The organism is Pseudomonas sp. VE 267-6A (assembly GCF_024126555.1).
Classification (GTDB): Bacteria; Pseudomonadota; Gammaproteobacteria; order Pseudomonadales; family Pseudomonadaceae; genus Aquipseudomonas; species Aquipseudomonas palmensis.
Genome location: NZ_JAMYBY010000005.1, coordinates 228,317 through 247,233 on the forward strand (window position 1 = coordinate 228,317; position 18,917 = coordinate 247,233).

The following is an 18,917-nucleotide window of genomic DNA, read 5'->3' on the forward strand; positions in this document are numbered from 1 at the left end:
TTAGAGTTGCTTGCAACTCGGGTCGCGTGCCCCCGGAGCGGCGCCGGAGGGAGGGGACCCGGAGCGAAGCGTAGGGCCTGATGATGGACGGAGCGGTTTTGCTTACTTTTTCCAAGAAAAAAGTAAGCCGCTGTAAGAGCGGAAGGGGCCCTCGGCGTCTGTATTCATGTTGGATATGCCTGCTGTCATTGGAACCACTGATCCAGAGTCGAGAGATTATCCAGCCTGGATGGCGACTCCACTCGGCCTTCTGAAGGGCCGGCAGATCAAAGCCAGCTCAAGATCACCGGCACCGGCGTATCGCACCCATAAAAAAGCCCCGCCATCAAGGCGGGGCTCTAGTGACAACCGGTCAGCTTCAGACCAACGGATCACCGACATGCAGAATCTTCATGCCATTGGTGCCACCGATGGTGTGGTAGCTGTCACCCTTGGTCAGGATGACCCAGTCACCTTGCTCGACCACGCCACGCTTGAGCAGCTCGTCCACCGCCGCCTGGCTGACTTGCTCCGGCGCCAGCGCCGCAGGGTCGAACGGTACGGTGTACACGCCACGGAACATCGCAACCCGCGCCTGGGTCTCGCGGTGCGGCGAGAAGGCGAAGATCGGGATCGACGAACGAATACGCGACATGATCAGCGGGGTGTAGCCACTCTCGGTCAAGGCAATGATCGCCTTCACACCCGGGAAGTGGTTGGCGGTGTACATGGCCGCCAGCGCGATGCTCTCGTCGCAACGGCTGAACTGCGTGCCCATGCGGTGGCTGGAGGTCTTGCTGGTAGGGTGCTTCTCGGCGCCCAGGCAGATCCGCGCCATGGCCTGTACCGCCTCGAGCGGGTAGGCACCGGCAGCACTCTCGGCCGACAGCATTACCGCGTCGGTGTAGTCGAGCACGGCGTTGGCCACGTCGGACACTTCGGCACGGGTCGGCATCGGGTTCTGGATCATCGACTCCATCATCTGGGTCGCGGTGATCACCGCCTTGTTGTGGCGGCGTGCATGCAGAATGATCTTCTTCTGGATGCCCACCAGCTCGGCGTCGCCGATTTCCACACCCAGGTCACCACGGGCCACCATCACTGCATCACTGGCGCGAATCAGGCCGTCGAGGGTCTCGTCGTCGGCCACGGCTTCGGCACGTTCGATCTTGGCCACCAGCCAGGCCGTACCACCGGACTCGTCACGCAGGCGACGGGCGTATTCCATGTCGCTGGCATCACGCGGGAACGACACGGCCAGGTAGTCCAGGTCCATCTCGGCCGCCAGCTTGATATCGGCCTTGTCTTTCTCGGTCAGGGCCGGGGCGGTCAGGCCGCCGCCGCGACGGTTGATGCCCTTGTGGTCCGACAGCGGGCCGCCGATCAGCACCACGCAGTGCAGGGCGTCGGCGCTGGCGGTTTCGACGCGCATGACCACGCGGCCGTCGTCGAGCAGCAGTTCGTCACCCACGCCGCAGTCCTTGACCAGGTCCGGGTAGTCGATGCCGACGATATCCTGGGTGCCTTCGGTGAGCGGGTGAGCCGTGGAGAAGGTGAAGCGGTCGCCGACCTTGAGTTCGATTCGCTTGTTGGCAAACTTGGCAATGCGGATCTTCGGCCCTTGCAGGTCGCCCAGCAGCGCGACGTGGCGGCCATGCTTGGCAGCGATGTCACGGATCATGCGGGCGCGAGCCTTGTGCTCGTCCGGGGTGCCGTGCGAGAAGTTCAAGCGAGCGACGTCCAGACCCGCAAGGATCAGTTGCTCGATAACTTCCGGCGAGTTGCTGGCGGGGCCAAGGGTGGCGACAATTTTGGTGCGGCGGATGGTCATGCACAGACTCCTGTAGTGAAGCGCAGCGAAAGGCTACTCCGGAAAATCGCTGTAGTCATTGTTCCTTTGCACTACCTTGGTGGGAGGAGGAGGGGCGCTTGAACGAGTGGCAAGCGGCAAGCGCAATGCAGTCCGCTTGCCGCTGTTCCTCCTATAGCTTTCAAGGAAAGCGCCGATACACTGCTCAGTAGAGGAGACCCCCCATGCGAGCCTTGATCGTATTAGCCCTGGCGACCAGTGTCGTCGGTTGCACCCGCTGGTCGATGGACCATCACCTGAACAATGCCTACCGCGCCTATGATCGCGGCAACTGCGAGCAGGTCATGCTCGAGCTGTCGCAGGTCGACCGCACCAGCCGTGCGCGCCCGTTCATCCACCCCGAGGCGTCGATGCTGCGCGGTCAGTGCCTGGAGCGCCAGAAGCTCTATGTGGATGCGGCGCAGACCTACCAGTACATCATCACCCAGTACCCGCGCAACGAGTACGCCTACCGTGCCCGCGCCCGCCTGCAGACCCTCGAGCAGCTTGGCCACTATCGCCCCAATGGCGAGCCGGCCATCGCCCGTCCGGCCAGCAGCACCCCCTGGCGTTGATGGCCGCGCAACGACGTCGATACTGACGTTAATACTAAAGTGCGCGGGTCCGAATGTGACGGGGCAGTCAGGTTGCGCTAGGCTTGTGAGGTACATGCGGTACACCAGAACGATCCAGCGCGACCCTGCTCAAGGGTCTTCGACAGCGACTCCTATCATGTTTACCGAACGTCGAATCGAGCGTCACCTGCTCCCGTATTACCTCAAGGTCTTCAACCGGTTTACCGGGTTGCCCATCGGTTATCTGGGCAATGTGTCCGAAGACGGCCTGATGCTGATCAGCGACCTGCCACTGCTGGTGGGCCCCGATTTCGAACTGCAGCTCAAGGTGCCCGGGCGCGCCGGTGCGCTGCACGTGATCAACCTCACCGCCAGCTGCCTGTGGTGCCACGAAGACGAGAACCCGGGGCACTACGATTCCGGCTTCATGCTGCTGCAGGCTCCTCGCGAATACGACGAGCTGGTGTCGTCGCTGCGCAACTATTTCAGCTTCCACCCGTTGAGTGCGTCGGCCTGAGGTAGACTCCCGGCAGATTTTCTGTTCAGGACGACGCCGTGAGCTCCAGCATTTTCTGGCACGACTATGAAACCACCGGTATCAACCCGCGCAGCGACCGGCCCCTGCAGGTGGCAGGGGTGCGCACCGATCTGGACCTCAACGAGATCGAGCCGCCGGTCAACCTCTTCTGCCAACCCGCCGACGATATTCTGCCGCACCCTGCGGCGTGCCTGATAACCGGCATTACCCCGGCGCAGCTGGCCACCCAGGGCCTGTGCGAAGCCGAGTTCATGACCCGGGTGCACGCCGAGCTGGCGCGCCCGGGTACTTGCGGGGCTGGCTACAACTCGCTGCGTTTCGACGACGAAGTGACGCGTTACAGCCTGTATCGCAACTTTTTCGACCCCTATGCCCGCGAGTGGCAGGGCGGCAACAGCCGCTGGGACCTTATCGATGTGGTGCGCACTGCCTACGCCTTGCGCCCCGATGGCATCCAGTGGCCGCAGCGCGACGGCCAGGTGAGCCTGAAGCTGGAGCTGCTGACGGCGGCCAATGGCATCGATCACGGGCAGGCGCACGAGGCGCTTGCGGATGTGCGTGCCACGTTGGCAATGGCGCGCTTGATCCGCGAGAAGCAACCCAGGCTGTATGCATGGTTGTTCCAGTTGCGCAGCAAGCAGAAAGTCCTCGATCAAGTGCATTTGTTGCAACCGCTTGTGCATATTTCCGGACGCTTTTCTGCGGCACGTAATTATCTTGGCGTGGTGCTGCCCCTGGCCTGGCATCCACGCAATCGCAATGCGCTGATTGTGTGCGACTTGCATCAGGATATCGCACCATTGCTGACGGAAGATGCCGAAGTGTTGCGTCAGCGTCTGTACACCCGACGCGAGGAAATGTCCGAGGGACAATTGCCGGTACCGTTGAAATTAATTCAGATCAATCGCTGCCCGGTGGTCGCGCCCTTGAGTGTATTGCGCGGTGAAGATCAGCAACGCCTTGGCCTGGATATGACGTTGTATCAACAGCGCGCCGAGCAGTTGAGTGCCGCCCAGGCCGTGTGGCAGAACAAGTTGAGCGCTATTTATGACAGTCAGGAATTCGCCCCGAGCGAAGACCCCGAGCAACAGCTGTATGACGGGTTTATCGGTGATCGCGACCGACGCCTGTGTGAACAAGTAAGAACCGTGGAGCCCGAGCAATTAGCCACGGGTCAGTGGATGTTCGACGATGCACGATTGCCGGAGTTGCTGTTTCGCTACCGTGCGCGCAATTTTCCGCAGACCTTGGATGCACAGGAGCGCCAGCGTTGGCTCGGGTTCTGCCAGCAGCGCCTGAGCGACCCGGCAATGGGCGCTCCGAATACCCTTGAAGGCTTCGAGCAGGCATTGCAGAGCGCCTGGCTGGATGCCGATGCCACGCAGCGCGAGTTGCTGGCGCAATGGCGAGCCCATGCCATGAACTTGCGCGAACGGTTTGCCCTGCAGTAATTGCAGGCAATAAAAAACGCCAGCATGCTGGCGTTTTGGGCTGACCTGTAACCGGGTTACAGTGTCCAGCGATTAACCGAGCAGGGTCGCCCAGCCTTCTACTACGTCACCACCCCACTTGGCTTTCCACTCTTTGAGTGTCTTGTGGTTGCCACCTTTGGTTTCGATGACTTCGCCATTGTGCGGGTTCTTGTATTGCTTGACCTTGCGTGCACGCTTGGTGCCGGTGGTTTTAACCGGGCCGCGAGGGGCCTTGTTCAGTTTGGCCTCAGGGTCCAGCAGAGCAATAATGTCGCGCAGCGACTTGGAGTACTCGCCCATCAGCTCGCGCAGTTTGGCTTCAAACTCCAGCTCGGTTTTCAGCTTGTTGTCTTCGGACAGGTTCTTCAGGCGGGCTTGCAGTTCTTTGATGGCTTCTTCGGTAGCGCGGTATTCGTTGATCAGGGACATGAGGTATTCCTTGGAGGGAAGGGACGCAGGACAGCGGTGCAGCAATAATAGTCAGACACTTAATACAAGTAAACATTAAACCGCCGTCATTGCGGAATACCTTCATAATTGAAAGGGTATTGTGACGAGATACTCCCAATTATCCGCTTCAATTGTTAAATAACTTTAATGTGCCCTTGACGAGGTGCAAGCCCAGGCTGGCTGCGGTGTGAGGTTGTGATACACGGTATGCAATCACTACTGCAGTTTTTCCGGGCAGTCGTTAGAATACGCGCCTTTGCGAACTCTGGAGCCCCTCTCATGCGCACCTATCGGCTGGTGATCGCTTGCCCCGACCGTGTCGGCATCGTCGCCAAAGTCAGTAATTTTCTGGCGTCCCATAACGGCTGGATCACCGAAGCGAGCCATCATTCCGATGACCTGAGCGGCTGGTTCTTCATGCGTCACGAAATCCGTGCCGATACCCTGCCTTTCGGCATCGAGGCGCTGCGCGAAGCGTTCGCGCCGATTGCCGAAGAGTTTTCGATGGTGTGGCGCATTACCGACACCGACCAGAAGAAACGCGTGGTGCTGATGGCCAGCCGCGAGTCCCATTGCCTGGCCGACCTGCTGCACCGCTGGCACAGCAATGAGCTGGACTGCGATATCCCGTGCGTTATCTCCAACCACAATGACCTGCGCAGCATGGTCGAGTGGCACGGCATTCCGTTCTACCACGTACCGGTCGACCCGCAGAACAAGCAGCCGGCATTTGCCGAGGTGTCGCGCCTGGTCAAGGAGCATGCCGCCGACGTGGTGGTGCTGGCGCGCTACATGCAGATCCTGCCGCCACAGCTGTGCCAGGAATACGCCCAGCAGGTGATCAACATTCACCACAGCTTCCTGCCGTCGTTCGTGGGGGCCAAGCCGTATCACCAGGCGTCGATGCGTGGCGTGAAGCTGATCGGCGCCACCTGCCACTACGTGACCGAAGAGCTGGATGCCGGCCCGATCATCGAGCAGGACGTGGTGCGTGTGAGCCACAGCGACAGCATCGAGGACATGGTGCGTTTCGGTCGCGACGTCGAGAAGATGGTGCTGGCTCGCGGCCTGCGCTATCACCTGGAAGACCGCGTGCTGGTGCACGGCAACAAGACGGTGGTGTTCTAGGACCACACCGGCCCCTCGCCAGCCTTGCTGGCGAAGGGCACAACGCGTGTCTACCGCCGTGCCAGGCGCAACCGCTCCAGCAGCGGCTTGCCCAGCAGGCAGATGAACACCGGGCCGCCCACCACCAGATAGAAGTAATACGTCACCACCCGCCATATCAGAATCGCCGCTGCCGCGGTCGACTTGCCCACCATGGGCGTCAGCAGCGTCGCCGAGGTCAACTCCGCCGCGCCAGCCCCGCCGGGCAACAGGCTGAACTGGCCGGCACTCAGGGCAAGCATCTGCACCAGAAAGCTCGACACCCACTGCAGGTCTGCCCCCAGCCCGCGCAACACCAGGTACAGCACGCTGTAGCGCAGCGCCCAGTGCAGGCAGGTGAGCCCGAACACCAGTGCCAGTACGCGCTTGGGTAGGCGCCAGGTGGCGGCAAACGCGCGAAAGAAATGCAGCACCTTGCGCGCCCAGCGTCGGCACGTGGCGTCACGCACCTTCAATCGCCGCAGCAGCCGGCCCATCGCACGCATCAACCCGCGGCGCCAGCGCAGTATCGCCAGCCCCGCCAGCAGGGCGGCGAACATCATCAGCGTACTGGCCAGCAGCATGCCCTGCATGCTTGCGCTGAAGCGGTGGAACAGCATGTAGATGACAATCCCGAACATCGCGCACAGGAAGAACACCAGGTCATTGAGCTGGTCCATGGCGAACACCGCGCTGCTCTGGGCCGGGCGCACCCGGTGCCTGGCCAGCAGGGCCACCAGCGCCAATGGCCCGCCGCTGCCGCCGGGGGTGGAGCAGATGGCGAACTCGGTGGCCATGATCACCCCCAGGCTGCGCACCCGCCCCAGCGCCGCCCCCTGGGTGCCGAGCAGCAGACGCAGGCGCAGGGCGTTGATGCACCAGCACAGCACGATCATGCCGAACAACCCCATCAGCAGCGCCAGCGGGAACCGCTGCAGGCGCGGCAGCAGGTCGCTGCCGCCCAGCAGCGTCGGTACCAGCAGCGCCAGCAGCAGGGCCAGCGTGAGCCAGCCCAGGCGAGTCATGCGCCGGGCCTGCTGGCCAGCCAGGCCATCTTGGTCATGGGGGTACGGCCCTGCTGCAGCAGTTGCTGCAGGGTGTCGAGCCAGTAGCGGCGCGAGTAGGCATGGCGCATGTCCACCGGGTGCAGCCCGAGGCGGATCGTAGCCGCCTGCTGCAGGCGTGCCCGGCGCGCCTCGCTGAGCACTTTCGACAGCCCGCGGCGCCAGGCACTGCGGGCGCTCCACACCAGCCCCGGGGCGTCGATGCGGCTGAAATCGGGCAGGCGGAACAGGTGCTGCGGGTCGCTGGTGTAGTGCAGCGGGGTTTCGCGCAGGGCCTGGCGAGTGCCTTCGCTCATCAGCCAGGCCGGGGCAACGAAGCCGGTCAGCGGCCAATCGCAGGCCTGGAACAGCTCGATCCCGGCATTCAGGCGATGCAGCGCCTGGGCCTGGCCCAGGGCGTAGAACTCACCCTCCCAGGTATAGATGCGGCGCATGAAGTACTCGCGCGGCGAACGTGGCGGCGGGCCGTCGTCGGCATGGTAGTAGCCATGCAGGGCCAGTTCGTCGCCCCGGCTCAGTCGCCGCTCCAGCACCTGGCGAAAGGCCGGGGCCTGCTGCACAGGGTTGCGCCGGTGGAAGTCGGGTACCACCAGCAGGGTCATGGGGATGTCGCCCAGGGCGTCCACGGCTTCGACGAAGGGCTGGTAGTCGGGCCAGGTTTCCGGGGCCACGTCGTGCAGCACCAGCAGCACGCTGGGGCGCTGGTTGTGCAGGTCAGGCTGTTCAGGCATGGGCGCGCACCGGTTGCTCGTGATGACCCAGCACGGCCCGATAGTGTTCGAGCAGGCCGCCGACCACCGTGTCCCAGGCGTAGTGCTGTTCGGCATGCCGGCGTGCCTGCTGCCCCAGTTGCGGTGCGCCGGCCTCGAACAGCTCGCGCACGGCGGCGGCCATCGCCTGGCCGTCGTTGGGCGTGCACAGCCGGCCGTAGCCCGGTTCGACGATTTCGGTAAAGGCCCCGGCCGCTACCGCCACCACCGGGATGCCGCTGGCCATGGCCTCGAGTATCACCAGCCCGAAGGTCTCCTGGTCGCCGGCGTGCAGCAGCGCATCGGCACTGGCCAAAAGGCGGGCGACCTGGGTGGCCGGGCAGAAGTGGTTGATGATGGTGACGTTGGCCGGCACGTTGCTGGGCATGTGCGAACCCACTAGCAGCAGGTGGTAGTGCTTGCCCAGGCGTTTCATGCAGTCCAGCAGCACGGGCAGGTTCTTCTCCCGGGAGCCGCGTCCGGCGAACACCAGCAGGCGCGTGGTGTCGGCCAGCCCCAGTTCGGCGCGCAGGCCGGGGTCGCGATGATCGGGGTGGAAGGTCTGCAGGTCCACCCCGAGGCGCTGTACATGCACATTGCCGATGCCCAGCCCGCGCAGCTTGTCGGCCATCACCTGGCTGGGCGCCAGCACCCGGTCGAAGTTGCCGTACAGCTTGCTGACATAGGCTTCGACATTGGGCGTGAACCAGTGGCCCATGCGGTTGCCGACCAGCAGCGGCAGGTCGGAATGATAGAACCCGATCACCGGCACATCGAGCTGGCGCCGTGCATCGAGCGCGGCCCAGGCGGTGAGGTAGGGGTCGCCCACTTCGATCAGGTCCGGTTGCAGGTCATGCAGCACGTTGCGCCAGGGCGCCAGACGCAGCGGGAAGCGGTAGCCGTTGCCGAAGGGCAGGGCGGGGGCAGGCACCTGATAGATGCCATTGGCATGGCTGGCGCTGGCGCCGGGGATCAGCAGGCTGTGGCGAACGCCGGGGTTCAGGCCCAGGCGGCGGTGTTTGGCATCAAGATAGGTACGCACACCGCCACTGGCGGGGGCGTAGAACATGGTGATGTCAGCGATGTGCACGATCAGCATCCCTCCGAGACCGTCTTCAGGTTGTCATCGCGCATGGATATGCGGTGGATGACGCGCCCTAGGGTGGACCTCAGTGAAGGATAGTTTGTTCGATCATGTTGCGCGCCCGGCGAGCAAGCCGCCGGGCGCGCGCGGTCAGATGCGGAAGGTACCGACCAGGTGCTTGAGGCGGCCGGCCTGCTGTTCCAGGTCGGAACAGGCACGCAGGGTGGCCTGCAGGTTCTCCACGCCTTCCTGGTTGAGCATGTTGATTTCGTTGATGTCCATGTTGATCGACTCGACCACCGAGGTCTGCTCTTCGGTGGCGGTGGCCACCGACTGGTTCATGCCGTCGATCTCGCCGATACGCAGGGTCACGCTGCCCAGGCGTTCGCCGGCCTGGTTGGCGATCGAGACGCTGTCCTGGCTGTGGCGCTGGCTCTGGCTCATGGTGTCGACCGACTCGCGGGCGCCGACCTGCAGCTCTTCGATCATGCTCTGCACCTGTTGTGCCGACTCCTGGGTACGGTGGGCCAGGTTGCGCACTTCATCGGCCACCACGGCAAACCCGCGCCCGGCTTCACCGGCACGGGCCGCCTCGATGGCCGCGTTGAGGGCCAGCAGGTTGGTCTGTTGCGAGATGCTGGTGATCACTTCGAGGATCTGACCGATGTTCACGGTCTTGCTGTTGAGCGTCTCGATGTGCGAGCTGGAGGTGGAGATAAGGTCCGACAGACGGTTCATCGCCTGGATGCTGCGGTCTACCACCTGCTGGCCCTCTTCGGCCAGGTGGCGTGCAGAGCTGGCCTGCTGCGAGGCTTGCGCGGCGTTATGGGCGATTTCCTGGGCAGCGGCGCCCAGCTCGTTGATGGCGGCGGCCACGCTGTTGGTGCGGTTGGCCTGCTCGTCGGAGTTGACCATCGAGGAGTTGGAGGCGCTGACCACGCGCAGTGCCACTTCGTTGACCTGCTGGGTGGCCGAGGACACTTCGCGGATCGAGCTGTGGATACGCTCGACGAAGTGGTTGAAGGCGCGGCCCAGGGTGCCGAATTCGTCGTTGCTGTGGATGCTCAGACGCTTGGTCAGGTCGCCTTCGCCCTGGGCGATGTCTTCCATGGCGCGGGTCATGATGTGCAGCGGTTGCAGCAGCACGCGGATGAGCATGCCGAGCAGGGCGATGATGATGGCCACCGCAATCACGGTGACGATCACCGCCGAGGTGCGGAACTTGCTCAGCATCGCGTAGGCTTTTTCTTTATCGATCGAGAGACCGATGTGCCAGTTGGCCGATGGCAGGCCTTTGACCGGTGCGAAACTGAGGATACGGGTCTGGCCGTTGTTCTCGACCTCGGTCAGTTCCTTGGTCAGGCGCGGGGTGTTGTTCGGGTACAGGTCCGACAGCGACTTCATCACCAGGTCCTTGTCCGGGTGCACCAGGATCTTGCCTTGGTCGTTCACCAGGAACGCGTAGCCCATGCCGCCGAAATTCAGGGAGTTGATGATCTTGACCAGGGCGTCCAGCTCCATGTCGCCACCGACCACGCCCAGTTCGCGCGACACTGTGGCGTTCATGCCGATCACCATCTTGCCGGTACTGATGTCCAGGTAGGGTTCGGTCAGGGTCGGGCCGTTGGCCGCCATGCTGTCCTTGTACCAGTCGCGGATGCGCGGATCGTAGCCGTCAGGCATCTGGATCACCGGGCGCACGGTGAAGCCGCCGTCGGTCTTGCCCATGTACACCGTGATGAAGCTCGACGCCAGCACCTTCTGGTCCAGCAGCGAATCGAGGTTGCCGGGAGCTGCCGCGATGTTCTGTGCCAGGTTCTCTACCAGCAGCAGGCGTCCTTCGAAGAGGTTCTTGATGTTGGTCGAGGCGGCATCGCCCATTTCGCCGACATAGTTTTCCAGATCTTCGTGAATCGCATTACGCTGCAGGTAATCGTTGTAGAGAGTAAAGAGGGTGAAGGCCACAAGGACGATCAGGGAAGCAGCCAGCAAGATCTTATGGCTGAAACGGAAGCTTTTATTCATGGCGTATTGGGTCCGCTAAGGTCTTTATATCCGGGTCATTCGCACAAAGGCATCTTGAAAGCAGTGCAGTTCCCATGTCCTTGTCGGGCTTTTCCTGACTTTCTGGGTGAAACATCAACACTTGGTATCGGCCGAGTACTACTAAAGCTTGAACAGAGGGTGAAAAAACATGCCTGACTCTTCGCAGTTCATTCTCGGTGCGGACCTGGCGGGGCAGCCGGTGTGCCAGGCCATGCGTCTGGCCAACCGTCACGGACTGGTTGCCGGGGCCACCGGCACCGGCAAGACCGTAACCTTGCAGCACCTGGCCGAGGCCTTCAGCGATGCCGGCGTGGCGGTGTTCGCTGCCGACGTCAAAGGCGACCTGTGCGGCCTGGGTGCGGTGGGCAACCCGCAGGGCAAGGTGGCCGAGCGGATTGCCGGCATGCCCTGGCTCGAGCATCGGCCGCAGGCGTATCCGGTGACCCTGTGGGATGTGCACGGCAAGTCCGGGCACCCGTTGCGCACGACCTTGAGCGAAATGGGCCCGTTGCTGCTGGGCAACCTGCTCGAACTCAACGACAGCCAGCAGGCGGCGCTGTATGCGGCGTTCAAGGTGGCCGATCGCGAGGGCCTGTTGCTGCTGGACATCAAGGACCTCAAGGCGCTGCTCGGCCACCTCAAGGACAACCCGCAGGTGCTAGGCGAAGACAGTGCGCTGATGACCAGCGGTTCCAGCCAGGCCCTGTTGCGGCGCCTGGCGACCCTGGAGCAGCAAGGGGCCGAGGCTCTGTTCGGTGAGCCGGCGTTGCAGTTGCCAGACCTGCTGCAGCCTGCTGCCGACGGGCGCGGGCGCATCCACCTGCTCGATGCCAGCCGCCTGGTGCACGAGGCGCCGAAGGTGTATGCGACCTTCCTGCTGTGGTTGCTGGCGGAGCTGTTCGAGCAGTTGCCCGAGCGTGGCGATGCGGACAAGCCTCTGCTGGCGCTGTTTTTCGATGAGGCTCACCTGTTGTTCAGCGGCACGCCCAAGGCCCTGCAGGATCGTCTGGAACAGGTGGTGCGGTTGATTCGTTCCAAGGGGGTGGGGGTGTATTTCGTGACTCAGTCGCCGGGCGACCTGCCGGACGATGTGCTCGCCCAGCTCGGCCTGCGCATCCAGCATGGCTTGCGTGCGTTCACGGCCAAGGAGCAGAAGTCGCTGCGGGCGGTGGCCGATGGGTTTCGGCCGAACCCGGCGTTCGACACCCTGGCGGTGCTGACCGAGCTTGGCATTGGCGAGGCGTTAGTGGGCACCCTGCAGGACAAGGGTACGCCGGGCATGGTCGAGCGGGTACTGATCGCGCCGCCGCAATCGCGCATCGGGCCGTTGAGCGAGGCCGAGCGGGCGGCGCTGATTGCGGCGTCGCCGTTGCAGGGGCGCTATGACAAGCCGATCGATCGGGAGTCGGCGTACGAGATATTGATGGCGCGCAAGGGGCAGGTGCCATCGGCGCAGCAGGCGCCGGCCGAGGAAAGCCTGGCCGACAAGGCCGGGGAGTTCTTGCAGAGCGCGGCGGGGCAGGCGATCAAATCGGCGGTGCGCCAGGCGGCCAATCAGTTCGGACGGCAACTGGTGCGGGGCTTGATGGGCTCACTGCTGGGGGGCAGCAAGCGCCGCTGACAAGGCGTCGAGGCAGTGGAGTTGCCGGTTCGCCGGCAAGTTCTCAAGCGGGCCCGAAGGCATCGAGCCGGTGCCCTGCGCAGGCTCGGCAGGTTGTGCCAAGGGGCCGCAGCAGTGCTCGCAGCTTCGTGTATAGGCCGTGTCGGGTGTGAGCAGTTGGCCTGCGCACAGCAGCACGCCCTGATCGCCGGGCAGCAGCGTGGCGCTGTGGGAGAAGCGCGGTTCGTTCAGCTCGCTGCCCAGCACCCATGCATCCTGGCGTGGGTCGTACAGCTCGGTGCTGGGGCGGTAGGGCAGTCTGGTATGGCCGGCCAGCAGCAGCCGACCATCGGGCAGCAGCGTGGCGGTGTGCCCCTGGTGTCCACGCTGCATGGGCGGACCACTTCGCCAGGTATCGGCTAGCGGATCGTACAGAAACGATTCCAGTGCACTTTCACCAAACGGCATGCAGGTGCCGCCCGCCACCATCACCTGGCCATTGTTCAGCAGCGTGGCCGTATGCTGCATGCGGGGGGCAGGCAGTGGCGTGGTCGGCTCGAACCGCCCGGTCTGCGGGTCGAAGAGTTCGCAGTGGGCCAGTGCCTGGTCGGGGGCATAGCCGCCGATAATCAGCACCTTGCCGGAGTCGAGCAACGTGGCGCTGTGGGTCATGCGTGCCTGACTGCGCTCACCGAGCTGATGCCACTCGTCGCTGGCGACGTCGTACAGCTCGACGATGTCGAGCACTTTCCCGGTGTCGCCCTTGAGGTGGTTGCCGCCGATGACAAGCACCTTGTTCGTGCCGCCCCACAGTGACGTAGCGGTGTGGCTGAAGCGGGCAACCTGGAGGCTGCGCAGCGTTGTCCAGCATGAGCGGATGGGGTCGAAACGCTCGACGTGGTCGCTGGCTTCTCCGGTTTGTGAGCCGCCGACCAACAGAAAGGACCCGTCGTCGAGAGTGACCGTGAGTTGCGAGAATGCCGCCTTCTGCTTGGGAGGTTGTTGCTTCCATTCGCGCTGGTCAAGGCTGAAGCGTTCCACGCTGTCGGTGGCATGCCCGCCATTGGTGATGCCGCCGGCAACCAGCACATCGCCATTGGGCAAACGCATGGCGCTGTGCAGGGCCCGGGCGATGTGCATGGCGCCAGCGCAAGCGTGGATATGGCCGTCCTTCGACATGTGCATTCTCCTTGTCGGCGTGAAAAGGAGGGTGCGCTGCAGGTGGCCCATCGTCTACTGACATAAATGACAGTGCGTTTGCGCAGGGCCATGAAAAAAGGGCCAGCCAAATGAATGGCTGACCCTTCTGCGGTACTGCGTTATTTCAACCGATGGCTTTGGACGCCAACCAGAACAACCCCGCCGACAAGGCGATGGTCGCCGGCAGGGTCAGTACCCAGGCCAGCAGAATGGTGCGCACGGTACCGCCTTGCAGGCCGCTCTTGTTCGCCACCATGGTCCCGGCCACACCCGACGACAGCACATGGGTGGTCGACACCGGCAGGCTGAAGATGTTGGCCGCGCCAATCGCGCAGGCTGCGGTGATCTGCGCCGACATGCCCTGGGCATAGGTCATGCCCTGCTTGCCAATCTTCTCGCCAATGGTCAGTACCACACGCTTCCAGCCCACCATGGTCCCCAGGCCCAGGGCCAGGGCCACCGCCAGGATCACCCAGAACGGCGCGTACTCGGTGGTCGCGGTCAGGTCACGACGCAGTTTGTCCAGGTCGGCCTTTTCACGTGCTTCCAGGCCTGGCAACTTGCTGACCTTTTTCGCCGTGTCATCCAGGCACAGCAGGTAACGCCGCACTTCCACGCGCTTCTCGGCAGTCAGCGAATGGTAGTCCGCCACGCCGTTGAGCGACTGCTGCAGCGCGGTGATGGTCGGCTCGGTCTGTTGCGGATTGCAGCTGAACTGCTCCGGCAGGTCACCGGCCTTGGCCTTGCCCAGTGCCAGGAATTCGCCCAGGGTTTCGCTGTTGCGCTGGTAGAACTGGCTCAGGTGCAGGGTCGCGTCACGGGTACGTTCGATCTGGTAGGTAGTGCTGTTCAGGTCCAGCACGAACTGCGCCGGTACGATGCCGATCAGCACCAGCATGATCAGGCCGATACCTTTCTGACCATCGTTGGAACCGTGCACGAAGCTGACGGCCATGGCCGAAATGACCAGTACCAGGCGGTTCCAGAACGGCGGGTGCTTCTTGTCGTCGAGCTTGCGGCGCTGTTCAGGCGTCTTGTGCATCTTCGACAGCGGACGCCACCACTTCAGGCCGATCAGCACCAGCGCGGCCACGGCAAAGCCGGCCATGGGCGAGAGCACCAGCGACATGCCGATGTCGATTGCCTTCTGCCAGTTGACCCCGTCACCCAGTGGAATGTCGTTGAGCAGCGCGTTGGCCAGGCCCACGCCCAGGATCGAGCCGATCAGGGTGTGCGAGCTGGACGCCGGGATGCCGAAGTACCAGGTACCCAGGTTCCACGCGATGGCCGCGGCCAGCAGCGAGAAGACCATGGCCAGGCCATGCCCGGTGTTCACATTGATCAGCAGCTCCACCGGCAGCAGGTGCACGATGGCATACGCCACCCCGACTCCGCCCAGCAGGACGCCAAGGAAATTGAACACGCCGGAAAAGAACACGGCCAGGTGCGGCGGCATGGCTTTGGTATAGATGACAGTCGCTACCGCATTGGCGGTGTCATGAAAGCCATTGATGAACTCGAAGGCGAGCACGAAGGTCAAGGCGAGCAACAGGCTCACCAGTACCCAGGCATCAAGTCCGCTGAATAAATCGATCATGAAGGAATTCTGACCCGGTCATAAGGGGGCGCGATTATGCCAGAAATCCTAGGTAATCGATGCACTAGGTGCTGACCGGTCGGGGCGCTTTTGCGGGGGGGCAGGGCACTGCAGGAGGGGAGGGTAATCAAGAAAGATCGGCAAAAATCAGAAAAAATAACGCGAACGGTCAAGAAAAAACCGATGTTTTCCACGGCTGAATAATTCAAACGACCGTATTAAATTTGTGAGATTACGTAACGGTTTCATCTTCGACGCCGCAAGGGTCGCCCAAGGCACCGTCTTCGTGCCGGTGCCGTGCCCAGGGGCGGGCGCTTTGTCCGAGGGTCAGGGCTCCTGTGGGCTGAGCTCCTTTTCGATCTTTTGCAGTTCCACGGCAAATGCCTGGTCCAGCAGGCTGGCACGTTTGCGCCAGGGTTTGCGTTCGGGGTCTGGTTGGGCGGCGTATGTGGTGACTTCTCCGCCATAAACGTCCTTGTAACGTTGTTCCTGGCGCTCGAGTTCAGCGCGCAGTTCATCTTTCGTCACAGTGTTTCCTGAAGTTGGAGTTGATGCCGATTTCAACACAAGCACGTTTAACCCGACGACAGCGGCGCAGGCCATTGTGTCGAGCGTCTATATAAGACGAGGGTGATTGCAGTTGAATGGCTGTTTTACACCTTCTGTCGGGGCCTGTCAGCCAGGCAGAAGCAAAAACGGCCTTGCTGGTGGGCAAGGCCGTGCCTGGGACTTCTACGGTGGGTACCTGACCAGTCTCTCCAAGAAGCCACATGTGGCAGGCGAAAGGTATAAGCAATTGTAGGCATCGGTCAATTGCGATTATCGGCCGATGGTTCGATAATCGCCCAAGTGAAGTTTGCCGAGGTGAGTCATGAGTGAAGAAACAGGGGGCAAGGGCCCAGGCCTGAACGACAACGTGCGCAGCTCTTTCGCTTCGTTGGCGCCGCCCATCGTGGCCTCGCCGGCCAAGCGCATCCAGGCGTTCACCGGCGACCCGGATTTCATGACGTCGCTGGCGCGGGGCCTGGCGGTGGTGCAGGCGTTCCAGGAGCGCAAGCGGCACCTGACCATCGCCCAGATCAGCCACCGCACCGAGATCCCGCGCGCGGCGGTTCGCCGTTGCCTGCACACGCTGATCAAGCTCGGCTATGCCACCACCGACGGGCGCACCTATTCATTGCTGCCCAAGGTGCTGACCCTGGGTCATGCCTACCTGTCCTCGACGCCATTGGCGGTATCGGCGCAGCCGTACCTGGACCGCATGAGCGACCAGTTGCACGAGGCCTGCAACATGGCCACCCTCGAAGGTGACGACATTCTCTACATCGCCCGCTCGGCGACGGTGCAGCGCCTTATTTCGGTGGACCTGTCGGTGGGCGGGCGCCTGCCGGCCTATTGCACCTCGATGGGGCGCATCCTGCTGGCGGCGCTGGACGACGCCACCCTGCACGAATACCTGGAGCACGCCGACCTGCAGGCCAAGACCAGCCGTACCGTGCACGACCCGGCAGCCTTGCTGGAAATCCTCCAGCAGGTGCGCGAGCAGGGCTGGTGCGTGGTCGACCAGGAGCTGGAGCAGGGCCTGCGTTCGATCGCGGTGCCGGTGTACGACGCCTCCGGCCAGGTGCTGGCGGCGCTGAACATCAGCACCCACGCCGGGCGGGTGAGTCGCAGCGAGCTGGAGCAGAAGTTCCTGCCGATCATGGTGGCGGCCAGCCGCGACCTGAGTACCCAGCTGTTCAGTTGAATGCGTCGAGCGGTTCCTGTTCGATAAACGCACAGTCTTGCGTTTATCGAATTGCGCCGCGTCGCGCGCCTTATTAATGTCCCTCGCATCAAGTGGCCCCTGACGGCCTCCAATAATAATGAGCGAGAGAACACCCCATGACCTGCACCCTGTCCTGCTTCAGCCTGTACCTGCCCGCCTGCCGGCTGCACGGTAGCTGACCCTTTCCAAAAGACCCGTACCCGACCGTCTGTGCCGTTCACGCGCGCACCCGCACACTCGCGCGCATCTTCTGGATAAAAACAATGAATAGTCCCCAAGCTGCTGTTGGAAACTGCCTGGATGTGCAGTCGTTCATCAATGCCCAGCCGTTGTCGCGTTACCAATGGCGGGTGGTCATCCTGTGCTTTCTGATCGTGTTCCTCGACGGCCTGGACACCGCCGCAATGGGCTTCATTGCCCCGGCACTGTCCCAGGACTGGGGCATCGACCGCGCCAGCCTGGGCCCGGTGATGAGCGCCGCGCTGATCGGCATGGTGTTCGGTGCGCTGGGCTCGGGGCCGCTGGCCGACCGTTTCGGGCGCAAGGTGGTGCTGGTGGGCGCGGTGTTGCTGTTCGGCGCGTTCAGCCTGGCCTCGGCCTATGCCACCAACGTCGACCAGTTGCTGGTGCTGCGCTTTCTGACCGGCCTGGGCCTGGGCGCCGGCATGCCGAACGCCACCACGCTGCTGTCCGAATACACCCCCGAGCGGCACAAGTCGTTGCTGGTCACCAGCATGTTCTGCGGCTTCAACCTGGGCATGGCCGGTGGCGGGTTCATTTCCGCCAAGCTGATCCCGATGTTCGGCTGGCACAGCCTGCTGCTGATCGGCGGCATCCTGCCGCTGCTGCTGGTGGTGGTGCTGATGGTGTGGCTGCCGGAGTCGGCGCGTTACCTGGTGGTGCGCAACAAGGGCACCGACCGGGTACGCCGCACATTGGCGCCGATCGAGCCGGGCATCGTCAACCAGGCTGCCAGCTTCAGCGTGCCGGAACAGAAGACGGTCAAGGCGCGCAACGTGTTCGCGGTGATCTTCTCGGGCACCTACAGCGTCGGCACGCTGCTGTTGTGGCTGACCTATTTCATGGGCCTGGTGATCGTCTACCTGCTGACCAGCTGGCTGCCCACGCTGATGCGTGACAGCGGGGCGAGCATGGAGCAGGCGGCGTTCATCGGTGCGCTGTTCCAGTTCGGCGGCGTGCTCAGTGCGGTGGCGGTAGGCTGGGCGATGGACCGCTACAACCCGCACAAGGTGATCGGCACCTTCTACCTGCTGGCCGGGGTGTTCGCCTACGCGGTGGGCCAGAGCCTGGGCAACATCACGCTGCTGGCGACCCTGGTGCTGATTGCCGGCATGTGCGTGAACGGGGCGCAGTCGGCGATGCCGTCGCTGGCGGCGCGCTTCTACCCCACCCAGGGCCGCGCTACCGGCGTGTCGTGGATGCTGGGCATCGGCCGGTTTGGCGCGATTCTCGGGGCCTGGATGGGCGCCACGTTGCTGGGCCTGGGCTGGAACTTCGAACAGGTGCTGACGGCCCTGGTGATCCCGGCCGCGATCGCGACGGTGGCAGTGGTGATCAAGGGTGTGGTGAGCCACGCTGACGCGACCTGACACCCTGAACGCTTCGCCGGCAAGGCCGGCTCCTACAGGTTTGCGGTGAGCCTGTAGGAGCCGGCCTTGCCGGCGAATGAAGCCACCCTGATTCATATTCTTAGCACAACAACAATACGTTCGATAATCGAACGCTATGGCGATTATCGGATTGTACGGCCCAATGCGCCGCCTTAATCTGAGCTCATGC

Annotated in this window: 16 protein-coding genes; 7 read left to right on the forward strand and 9 right to left on the reverse strand. The window is 63.1% G+C overall.

Translation table 11 applies throughout. The annotated features are described in order from the left end of the window. Positions 1 to 358: 358 nt before the first annotated feature. Entirely contained in the window at positions 359 to 1,810 is a 1,452-nt protein-coding gene (gene pyk / locus NJH59_RS07720; RefSeq protein WP_043862122.1) for a pyruvate kinase, read from the reverse strand. A 203-nt stretch (positions 1,811 to 2,013) separates the two neighbouring features. On the opposite strand from pyk, the gene NJH59_RS07725 reads away from it, so the two are divergent. The 3 genes from NJH59_RS07725 to sbcB all read left to right on the forward strand — a co-directional run bounded on the left by NJH59_RS07725 (position 2,014) and on the right by sbcB (position 4,392). Continuing rightward, positions 2,014 to 2,403, forward strand: coding sequence for a tol-pal system YbgF family protein (locus NJH59_RS07725; RefSeq protein ID WP_043862123.1), 390 nt, complete (start codon positions 2,014 to 2,016; stop codon positions 2,401 to 2,403). Between the two features lie 157 nt (positions 2,404 to 2,560). After that, positions 2,561 to 2,920, forward strand: a complete 360-nt coding sequence (locus NJH59_RS07730; RefSeq protein ID WP_043862124.1) for a PilZ domain-containing protein — start codon at positions 2,561 to 2,563, stop codon at positions 2,918 to 2,920. Between the two features lie 38 nt (positions 2,921 to 2,958). Beyond that, positions 2,959 to 4,392 (forward strand): exodeoxyribonuclease I, encoded by a 1,434-nt coding sequence (gene sbcB, locus NJH59_RS07735; protein WP_253086596.1) that lies wholly within the window; start codon positions 2,959 to 2,961, stop codon positions 4,390 to 4,392. Positions 4,393 to 4,464: 72 nt separating this feature from the next. On the opposite strand, the gene mvaT is transcribed toward sbcB, so the two are convergent. Continuing rightward, entirely contained in the window at positions 4,465 to 4,842 is a 378-nt protein-coding gene (mvaT, locus tag NJH59_RS07740; protein WP_043862126.1) for a histone-like nucleoid-structuring protein MvaT, read from the reverse strand. 300 nt (positions 4,843 to 5,142) lie between these two features. On the opposite strand from mvaT, the gene purU reads away from it, so the two are divergent. Further along, positions 5,143 to 5,991: a formyltetrahydrofolate deformylase gene (purU, locus tag NJH59_RS07745; protein WP_043862127.1), complete on the forward strand. Its 849-nt coding sequence runs from the start codon at positions 5,143 to 5,145 to the stop codon at positions 5,989 to 5,991. A 50-nt stretch (positions 5,992 to 6,041) separates the two neighbouring features. Here the strand turns inward: purU and NJH59_RS07750 are convergent, their stop codons facing one another. From NJH59_RS07750 to NJH59_RS07765, 4 genes are all read right to left on the reverse strand, one after another. Next, a complete protein-coding gene (locus NJH59_RS07750) occupies positions 6,042 to 7,034 on the reverse strand; it encodes a lysylphosphatidylglycerol synthase transmembrane domain-containing protein (RefSeq protein WP_253086597.1) in 993 nt (330 codons plus the stop codon). Beyond that, positions 7,031 to 7,804, reverse strand: coding sequence for a DUF2334 domain-containing protein (locus NJH59_RS07755; RefSeq protein ID WP_088515525.1), 774 nt, complete (start codon positions 7,802 to 7,804; stop codon positions 7,031 to 7,033). The genes NJH59_RS07750 and NJH59_RS07755 overlap by 4 nt, the downstream gene beginning before the upstream one ends. Next, positions 7,797 to 8,921 carry a glycosyltransferase family 1 protein gene (locus NJH59_RS07760; RefSeq protein WP_054914809.1) on the reverse strand — a complete coding sequence of 375 codons (1,125 nt, stop codon included), beginning with the start codon at positions 8,919 to 8,921 and terminating at the stop codon, positions 7,797 to 7,799. Before NJH59_RS07760 ends, NJH59_RS07755 begins: the two co-directional genes overlap by 8 nt. A 135-nt stretch (positions 8,922 to 9,056) precedes the next feature. Continuing rightward, entirely contained in the window at positions 9,057 to 10,931 is a 1,875-nt protein-coding gene (locus tag NJH59_RS07765; protein WP_043862131.1) for a methyl-accepting chemotaxis protein, read from the reverse strand. Positions 10,932 to 11,100: 169 nt separating this feature from the next. Between NJH59_RS07765 and NJH59_RS07770 the strand changes: the two genes are divergently transcribed. Next, positions 11,101 to 12,573 (forward strand): helicase HerA-like domain-containing protein, encoded by a 1,473-nt coding sequence (locus NJH59_RS07770; RefSeq protein WP_043862132.1) that lies wholly within the window; start codon positions 11,101 to 11,103, stop codon positions 12,571 to 12,573. On the opposite strand, the gene NJH59_RS07775 is transcribed toward NJH59_RS07770, so the two are convergent. The 3 genes from NJH59_RS07775 to NJH59_RS07785 form a co-directional block, all read right to left on the reverse strand. Next, entirely contained in the window at positions 12,544 to 13,731 is a 1,188-nt protein-coding gene (locus NJH59_RS07775; RefSeq protein ID WP_253086598.1) for a kelch repeat-containing protein, read from the reverse strand. The genes NJH59_RS07770 and NJH59_RS07775 overlap by 30 nt on opposite strands. Before the next feature lie 145 nt (positions 13,732 to 13,876). Then, the gene (locus tag NJH59_RS07780) at positions 13,877 to 15,349 is read right to left on the reverse strand and encodes an inorganic phosphate transporter (protein WP_043862134.1); all 1,473 of its coding nucleotides are present in this window, start codon (positions 15,347 to 15,349) and stop codon (positions 13,877 to 13,879) included. Positions 15,350 to 15,676: 327 nt separating this feature from the next. Beyond that, positions 15,677 to 15,877: a hypothetical protein gene (locus NJH59_RS07785; protein WP_043860747.1), complete on the reverse strand. Its 201-nt coding sequence runs from the start codon at positions 15,875 to 15,877 to the stop codon at positions 15,677 to 15,679. A 343-nt stretch (positions 15,878 to 16,220) separates the two neighbouring features. Between NJH59_RS07785 and pcaR the strand changes: the two genes are divergently transcribed. Both pcaR and NJH59_RS07795 read left to right on the forward strand, forming a co-directional pair. Then, positions 16,221 to 17,096 (forward strand): pca regulon transcriptional regulator PcaR, encoded by an 876-nt coding sequence (pcaR, locus tag NJH59_RS07790; protein WP_173925037.1) that lies wholly within the window; start codon positions 16,221 to 16,223, stop codon positions 17,094 to 17,096. A gap of 284 nt (positions 17,097 to 17,380) precedes the next feature. After that, positions 17,381 to 18,727 carry an MFS transporter gene (locus NJH59_RS07795; RefSeq protein WP_043860748.1) on the forward strand — a complete coding sequence of 449 codons (1,347 nt, stop codon included), beginning with the start codon at positions 17,381 to 17,383 and terminating at the stop codon, positions 18,725 to 18,727. Positions 18,728 to 18,917: the final 190 nt, after the last annotated feature.

Excerpts from the sequence above, each read along its gene's own strand:
- purU (WP_043862127.1), top strand. The coding sequence starts at position 5,143 with ATGCGCACCTATCGGCTGGTGATCGCTTGCCCCGACCGTGTCGGCATC.
- NJH59_RS07760 (WP_054914809.1), bottom strand. The coding sequence starts at position 8,921 with ATGCTGATCGTGCACATCGCTGACATCACCATGTTCTACGCCCCCGCC.
- mvaT (WP_043862126.1), bottom strand. The coding sequence starts at position 4,842 with ATGTCCCTGATCAACGAATACCGCGCTACCGAAGAAGCCATCAAAGAA.
- NJH59_RS07755 (WP_088515525.1), bottom strand. The coding sequence starts at position 7,804 with ATGCCTGAACAGCCTGACCTGCACAACCAGCGCCCCAGCGTGCTGCTG.
- NJH59_RS07780 (WP_043862134.1), bottom strand. The coding sequence starts at position 15,349 with ATGATCGATTTATTCAGCGGACTTGATGCCTGGGTACTGGTGAGCCTG.
- NJH59_RS07725 (WP_043862123.1), top strand. The coding sequence starts at position 2,014 with ATGCGAGCCTTGATCGTATTAGCCCTGGCGACCAGTGTCGTCGGTTGC.
- pcaR (WP_173925037.1), top strand. The coding sequence starts at position 16,221 with ATGAGTGAAGAAACAGGGGGCAAGGGCCCAGGCCTGAACGACAACGTG.
- pyk (WP_043862122.1), bottom strand. The coding sequence starts at position 1,810 with ATGACCATCCGCCGCACCAAAATTGTCGCCACCCTTGGCCCCGCCAGC.
- NJH59_RS07770 (WP_043862132.1), top strand. The coding sequence starts at position 11,101 with ATGCCTGACTCTTCGCAGTTCATTCTCGGTGCGGACCTGGCGGGGCAG.
- NJH59_RS07765 (WP_043862131.1), bottom strand. The coding sequence starts at position 10,931 with ATGAATAAAAGCTTCCGTTTCAGCCATAAGATCTTGCTGGCTGCTTCC.
- NJH59_RS07730 (WP_043862124.1), top strand. The coding sequence starts at position 2,561 with ATGTTTACCGAACGTCGAATCGAGCGTCACCTGCTCCCGTATTACCTC.
- NJH59_RS07775 (WP_253086598.1), bottom strand. The coding sequence starts at position 13,731 with ATGTCGAAGGACGGCCATATCCACGCTTGCGCTGGCGCCATGCACATC.
- NJH59_RS07795 (WP_043860748.1), top strand. The coding sequence starts at position 17,381 with ATGAATAGTCCCCAAGCTGCTGTTGGAAACTGCCTGGATGTGCAGTCG.
- NJH59_RS07750 (WP_253086597.1), bottom strand. The coding sequence starts at position 7,034 with ATGACTCGCCTGGGCTGGCTCACGCTGGCCCTGCTGCTGGCGCTGCTG.